The sequence below is a fragment of the Saccharothrix hoggarensis genome (assembly GCF_042678885.1).
GTDB classification, from domain to species: domain Bacteria; phylum Actinomycetota; class Actinomycetes; order Mycobacteriales; family Pseudonocardiaceae; genus Actinosynnema; species Actinosynnema hoggarensis.
Window position 1 is genome coordinate 1 of sequence record NZ_JBHTLK010000317.1, and the last position, 6,351, is coordinate 6,351.

6 protein-coding genes and 1 pseudogene are annotated in these 6,351 nt (G+C 74.7%); 1 reads left to right on the forward strand and 6 read right to left on the reverse strand.

From position 1 onward, the window contains the following. Both ACFQ3T_RS33415 and ACFQ3T_RS33420 read right to left on the reverse strand, forming a co-directional pair. Nucleotides 1-549, reverse strand: a pseudogene (locus ACFQ3T_RS33415) (DEAD/DEAH box helicase); the annotation flags it as partial. A gap of 54 nt (nucleotides 550-603) precedes the next feature. Next, a complete protein-coding gene (locus ACFQ3T_RS33420; RefSeq protein WP_380729632.1) occupies nucleotides 604-1,764 on the reverse strand; it encodes an alkaline phosphatase family protein in 1,161 nt (386 codons plus the stop codon). Nucleotides 1,765-1,969: 205 nt separating this feature from the next. Between ACFQ3T_RS33420 and ACFQ3T_RS33425 the strand changes: the two genes are divergently transcribed. Next, nucleotides 1,970-3,475 carry an extracellular solute-binding protein gene (locus ACFQ3T_RS33425; protein ID WP_380729634.1) on the forward strand — a complete coding sequence of 502 codons (1,506 nt, stop codon included), beginning with the start codon at nucleotides 1,970-1,972 and terminating at the stop codon, nucleotides 3,473-3,475. Between the two features lie 6 nt (nucleotides 3,476-3,481). On the opposite strand, the gene ACFQ3T_RS33430 is transcribed toward ACFQ3T_RS33425, so the two are convergent. From ACFQ3T_RS33430 to ACFQ3T_RS33445, 4 genes are all read right to left on the reverse strand, one after another. Beyond that, on the reverse strand, nucleotides 3,482-4,141 hold the full coding sequence (locus ACFQ3T_RS33430) for a hypothetical protein (protein WP_380729636.1): 660 nt from the start codon (nucleotides 4,139-4,141) through the stop codon (nucleotides 3,482-3,484). A gap of 60 nt (nucleotides 4,142-4,201) precedes the next feature. Further along, on the reverse strand, nucleotides 4,202-4,822 hold the full coding sequence (locus ACFQ3T_RS33435) for a TetR/AcrR family transcriptional regulator (protein WP_380729638.1): 621 nt from the start codon (nucleotides 4,820-4,822) through the stop codon (nucleotides 4,202-4,204). Continuing rightward, entirely contained in the window at nucleotides 4,791-5,741 is a 951-nt protein-coding gene (locus ACFQ3T_RS33440) for a saccharopine dehydrogenase NADP-binding domain-containing protein (RefSeq protein WP_380729640.1), read from the reverse strand. The genes ACFQ3T_RS33435 and ACFQ3T_RS33440 overlap by 32 nt, the downstream gene beginning before the upstream one ends. A 1-nt stretch (nucleotide 5,742) precedes the next feature. Next, nucleotides 5,743-6,351, reverse strand: a 609-nt coding sequence (locus tag ACFQ3T_RS33445; protein WP_380729642.1) for a class I SAM-dependent methyltransferase, incomplete at its 5' end; no start/stop codon positions are given.

The window sequence follows — 6,351 nt, forward strand, 5'->3', positions numbered from 1 at the left end:
CCGGGCCGGTGCGGCGGGCGCGACCGGGGCCGCGGGCGCGGCTGGTGCGGTCGGTTCCGGTTCGGCCGGAGGACTCGGTGCCTTCGATCGCGATCCCGACGCCGGCGGTTCGGCCACCGGGGCTGTCGGCGCGCGCCGGGGACGCACTGCCGGCGTGGTGGACGGGCGGGGTGGGGCGGTGGGCGGTCGGGAGGCGCGGGCCAGGGCTTCGAGCTGCGCGTCCTCCGCCAGGCGGCGGGAGACGGCGTCCGGGCGCAGGTCGCCGAGCACGGACCGCTGCGCGAGCTTCAGCTCCCGCAGCGTGAACGACGCCGGGCACGCGGGGCAGACGACGGCGGCCTGCAACTGCTGCCTGCCGCGATCCGGGTGGGCCCGGTAGAGGCCGTGCAGCTCGCCCTCGCACTTCGGGCAGCGCCGGTCGACCGGCAGGGGCGACAGCTGCCACCCCGGCTCGGCGTACCGGGCGATCGCGGGTTCCGGGCGGACACCCCACCTGGCTTCCACGACCCCGGCGACGGACGTGTCCACCACGGGTGACCCGTGCTCCACTCATCGCCTCCGTCCCGGCCGCGGGCGGTCGACCCCGGCGGCCGACACGTGATGCTATGCCGACCCACCGACGGTCCGCGTGGACGAGGCCCCGGCCACCAGGACGGGGATGTGCTGCTCCTCCTCGGTCAGCGACCCGTGGTGGCCGACGAAGCCCGTCAACCCCGCCTCGACCTCCGACCGCACCAGCGCGAGCGACCCCTTGGCCGCCACCACCAGGTCGCCGATCCGCGGCCGCACGTGGTCGGCCACGGTGGGGCCGAACCAGCCCGCCGCGACCGCCTCCTCGCGCGACGCGATCCACGCCCGGTCGCCGAGTCGCCCGGCCCAGCGCGACCGGACGTCGTCGGGGACGTCGGTGTAGACGTGCCGGACGCGCGCCTCGCCCGCCAGCGCCCGCACGCCGTCCCGCAGCACGGGATCGGTGTCGCAGTCCACCCGGTCGTCGGCCACGACCATGCCGTGGTCGGCCGTCACGACCAGCGCGCCGCCGGGCGGCAGGTCGTCGGCCACGGCCGCCGCCAACCGGTCCACGAACCGCAGCTGCCACCGCCACGGCTCGCTGCCCGGCCCGTACACGTGCCCCAGGCCGTCCAGGTCGGCGTGGTAGGCGTAGCAGAGGACGCGGTCCGCCGAGCGCAACGCCTCGCCGACCCGCGCGACCAGGTCACCGAGCCCGAGCACGCCCTGGTACCGGCCGCCGCGCAGCACGGCCCGCGTCAGCCCGCTGCCCTTGTGGTCCCGCGGCAGCACGAGCCGCACGGCGACGCCCGCGTCGGCCGCCGCCTCGAACGCGGTCCGCCGCGGCTGCACCTCCTCCGGCACCAGCACCGACCGCAGGTCGACGTGCTCCGGCGCCCCGTACCGGTTCCAGCGCAACGCGTTCAGCACCTCGTCGCCGGCCGCGAACGAGTACCCGACCAGCCCGTGCTCCCCGGTCGACGCGCCCGTGCCCAGCGCGGCCACGCTGGACGCCGTGGTCGACGGGAACCCGGCCGTGATCGGCGGCCCGGCCAGCGAGGCGAGGAACGGCGCGTCGGACGCGTGCTCCCGCAGCAGCCGCCACCCGAGCCCGTCCACGAGCAGCACGCACACCCGTGCCGGGCCGGAGATGCCGAGCACGTCGACCATCCCGGGCACGTCGAGCCCGGCGAGCAGCGACGGCACGACGTCGGCGAGCGATCCGGCCCCGTACCGGGGCACCAGCGGGTCCATGCCGCCCGACCCTAGTTGGCGCGCGGCCGGCCGGTCCGCGCGCACGGTCCTCCGTGGGCGGCCGCAGTAGTGCGGGTCTCGGTTTCCCGTGGCCATTGGGCGGATTGACACACCGCGTCGAGCCGGTGTTACTTGGCTCATCGCGTCATGCGAAGGGGTGGGCATGTCTGACCCGGGGGAACGCTGGAGTTTCCGCTTTCGCCTTGTGCTGATCGCGATCATGCTGCTCGTCGGCGTAGCCGTGACCATGGTCTCCACCATCCTGGTCACGGAGGTCGACGAGTCGTGGACGCCCGGTTCGGTCACGCGCGGCGTGCTCAGCGCCGTGCTGGTCGTGTTCTCCGGCGTCTACGTCAACCTCATGCTGGCCGGGATCGTGAAGGTGTGGCGCGACCCGGAGTCGGCGAACCGGTCGTTGGACAAGACGCTCAAGGACGTCCGGGCGTGGCTGGGCGAGACGCCGAAGCGGGTCGGGATCGTGCTGACCGTCGTCGCCATCGTGGCCGCCGGCATCGCGCTGAGGCCGTCACCGCCGCCGCCCACCGGCCTCGAACCGGGCGAACTGGTGATCATGACCGCGTTCGACGAGGGCGCGAGCGACCCGCGGACGATGCTCGTCGAGCTGTGGAACCAGGTCCACCCGGCCAACCCGGTCAAGATCGTGCCGGTGCCCGGCGAACCCGACCAGCAGAACGCGCGGATGGTCAACGACGCCAAGCCGGGCGGCGCCCACGAGGCCGACGTGTACGTGCTCGACCTCGTGTGGCTGGCGCAGTTCGCGGAGGACGGCTACATCCGCGAGCTCGACCGGTCGAGGTTGGCCGGGCTGGACGACTTCGTGCCCAAGGTGTTGGGCACCTGCTCGCACCACGGGAAGTTGTGGTGCCTGCCGTTCAACACCGACTTCGGCCTGCTGTACTACCGCACCGACGTGCCGGCCGCCGTGAAGCCGCCGACGACGTGGGAGCAGTACTTCGGCGGTGAGGCCGGGGCCGCGGCGGCCGCCACGCCCAGTGTCGACGCGGCGAACGCGGCGGCGCTCGCCAACGAGGAGATCCTCACCGTCGTCGCGCTGGAGGCCATGTGGGCCGCGGGCGGCAAGGCGTTCGGAGAGAACGGGGACGTCGCGCAGAACGAGGACAAGACCGCCGTGCAACTCGGGGCGGGCGACGAGATCGGCCTCGAACGACTGGCCGCCGCGGCGCACGACGACGACGTCGTGGTGACCGGGGAGGTGCGGTCGACCACGGACGACGTCGCGGTCCGCACGTTCGCCGACGGGCGCACCCTGTACATGCGCAACTGGCCGGTCGCCCGCGACGGGCTGCCCGACCGGGTCGAGTTCGGCGTCGCCGCGCCGCCGACGCCGAGCGTGCTGGGCGGCCAGAACCTGGCGATCCGGGCGGGGACGGGCAAGCCGCGCGCCGCGCAGGCGTTGGTCGAGTTCCTGACCGGTGCCTCCAGCCAGCTGATCCTCTCCGAGGTGGGCGGCTTCGCGCCGACCAGGCAGTCCGCGTACGACAACGCCAAGCGCCGGGACATGCAGGAGTTGCGCACCGCCCTGAACAACGCGCGCCTGCGCCCGGTCACGCCGCACTACGTCGAGTTCAGCCAGGTGTTCCGCGACGGCGTCGCCGAGGCGATCAACGACCGGAGCGGGCGGCTGAAACCCGAGACGCTCCAACGGTTGTCGGAGATCCTGAACCAGTGACCGCGCTCAGTCGGCGATCGGCTTCCCGTTGCCCAGGAGCGGGTTGCGGCGGAACACGAACCACGCGTACCAGAGCAGCGCGAGGAACACCGCCGCGCCGCCGAACACCAGCACGCGCAGCTCGACCGACGGCGGCGACACCAGGCTCAGCGCCACCGACAGCGCCGTCGTGCCCAGGCCCGTGCCGCACAGCAGACCGGTGGCCAGGTGGTAGGCCGGGCGCGAGTGCAGGTTCCGGCGCCACTTGTTCCGCCCGCGCACCCAGCTCTCCCAGTGCAGCACGTCCGACGCGGGCAGCGCCGACCCGGCCGGCACGTCGTGCGCGGGCTTCAGCAGCGCGTTCACCTTCTGCTCCAGCTCCCACAGGAACCACCGCGCCCGGCCCAGCCGCTGCACCTCGCCGTACCAGACGAACCACACGAACAGCAGCAGGACGGGCGACAGGCTCAGGATGCCGGTGCGCAGGGACGCGTTCGACCACGACGCCAGCAGCCCCGAGTAGATGACCGCGATCGCGGCCAACCCGTACGTCATCACGGTCTGCTGCGTCGACACCGCGGCCACCAGCTCGGCGCGGATGGCGTTGTACTCGCCGAGCAGGAACGCGAGCCGCGCCTGCTGCTCGTCCACGAACGGCGCCGGCCCGCGCGACTTCCGCAACCCCAAGACACCCTCCCCGTCCCTCGGACGCCCAGCGTCCCACAGGACGGGCGACGGGGGGATCGGCTAACGCGGCACGATGCCGTTCAGGACCGTCGCCACCAACGCCTCCACGTGCCCCGGCGGGACCTCCACCGCCGACGCGGGGCTCCGGTACAGCCGGGGGAGCACCAGCTCGTGGCACGCGCCGACGACCAGCGTCGCCACGGCGTCCAGGTCGGCGTCCGCGGCCACCCGGCCCTTCTCCTGCTCGGACCGCAGGTAGTCGGCGAGCGCGACGTGCAGCCCGCGGCCGTCCGCCATCGGGTTGGGCAGCGCGTCGAACCGGGCGAACACGTCCGGTTGGCCCATCAGCCCCGCGAACGCGGGCATGATCGCGACGTGGACGGCCAGGGCGTGCGTGACGAACGCGTGCAGGTTGTCGGCGAGCGTGCCGTCCGCCGCCGGCCGTCCGATCCGCCGCTCCACCGCGCGGACGTGCTCGTGGAGGGCGAGCGCGAGCAGCTCTTCCTTGTCCGCGAAGTGGTTGTACAGCACGCCGACCGCCACGTCCGCCGCGCGGGCGATGTCGCGGACCGTGAGGCCGGCGGTGCCGCGCTCGCCGATGAGGCGCGTGGCCGCGGCGATCAGGTGGTCGCGCAGGCTCACGTCGCCGTCACGCAGCGCTGCTGCTCGTCGCGGTGCCATCGGGACGCATCGTAGGCGGGTGGAAGGCGAAGCCGTGCCCGGCCACCTCGGTGAGGAACGGCGCCGGGTCGACGACCTGGTCCACGTGCCACGCGCCGCGCGGCCGCCCCGGCAGCCGGTCCACCAGCAGCGCCGCGACCACGCCGGTGGCCCGGCTCTGCCGCCGTCCGCTGAACGCGCACGTCACCCCGAACGCCGTCACGGTGACCGCGAACCCGTCGCTCCCGAGGCGCGCCCTGGCCAGCGGGCCGAGGCGGCGCGCGAACCGGGCGGCGGCCGGGAGCAGCGCGGTGAGCAGCCGGGAGTCCAGGCACAGCCCGGTGCGGACGTGGACGTCGAGGGTGTCGCGCAGGGTGTGCCGGTCGGGGAACGGGAACCCGTGCACGGTCCGCGTGCCGTAGGGCGCGGGGAACGGCATGCGCCACGACGGCCCCAGCGCGGCGAGCCCGTCGAGGGTCCACGCGACCGCCGCCGCGCCGTGCCGTTCGCCCCCGCCCAGCAGCACACCGATCTCGACGTCACGGGCACCGGTCAGCTCGACGCAGTGCCGGGCGAGCAGGTTCGTGACGCCGGGCGCGAGGCCGACGCTGAGCAGCGCGGTCGCGTCGCCCTCCACCGACCGGAGGGCGGCGAGGACCGGCTGCGACGCCGTCACGTCGAGGTAGTGCACGCCGCGGTCCAGGCAGGCGCGGGCGACGCGGACGTTCCCGACCTCGGCGCACATCAGCACGGCGTACGCGCCGTCCAGCGCGTGCTCCACGGCGGCGTCGTCGCGCAGGTCGACGCGGAGCGTCGTGGCGCCGGGGACCGACCTCGGGGGGTTCCGGCCCGCGACCACCACGTCGTGCGACCGGGCCAGGACGGCCACCGCCTCCCGCCCGACCGCGCCGTAACCGCCGAAGACGACGATCCGCGCCACGTCAGGCCGTCGCGGTGACGAGTCGGGCGGTGCCGCGCAGGCGCACCGCGTCCGGGCCGGCGTAGGGCGTGAGCGCCCGCGCCACGGCCCGGCGGCGTTCGTCCACTTCGGACGGTGAAGCGTCGCGCAGGGCGTGCCGCACCGGTCCCCAGCCCATGACGAAGTCGGTCGCGTCGGCGACGTCCCGGCCCCACACCTGGTCCGCCTCCACCGCCTCGACCGCCACGTCGGCGAACCCGGCGCCGGTGAGCACGCGCTCGACCACGGCCGGGTCGGACAGCGACAGCGGACCCGAGTCGGCGGACGCGGGCCACTCGCCGAACACGGAGAAGACGTGCGCGAGGTCGCCTAGGTCGCGCATCGACAGGAACGCCAGCCGTCCGCCGGGCCGCAGCGCGCCGCGGATGTTCGCGAACGCCGCGACCGGGTCGGCGAAGAACATGACCCCGAACCGGCTGAGCGCGACGTCGAACGCGTGCGGCGGGAACGGGTGGACCTGCGCGTCGCCCCGCTCGAACGCGACGTTGCCGACGCCCTCGCGGTCGGCCGACGCGCGGGCGCGGGCCAGCATCGGCGCGGACAGGTCGACGCCGGTGGCGTGCGCGGCGCG

Coding starts and splice junctions, on each gene's coding strand:
- ACFQ3T_RS33420 (WP_380729632.1), bottom strand. CDS start 1,764: ATGGACCCGCTGGTGCCCCGGTACGGGGCCGGATCGCTCGCCGACGTC.
- ACFQ3T_RS33435 (WP_380729638.1), bottom strand. CDS start 4,822: ATGGCACCGCGACGAGCAGCAGCGCTGCGTGACGGCGACGTGAGCCTG.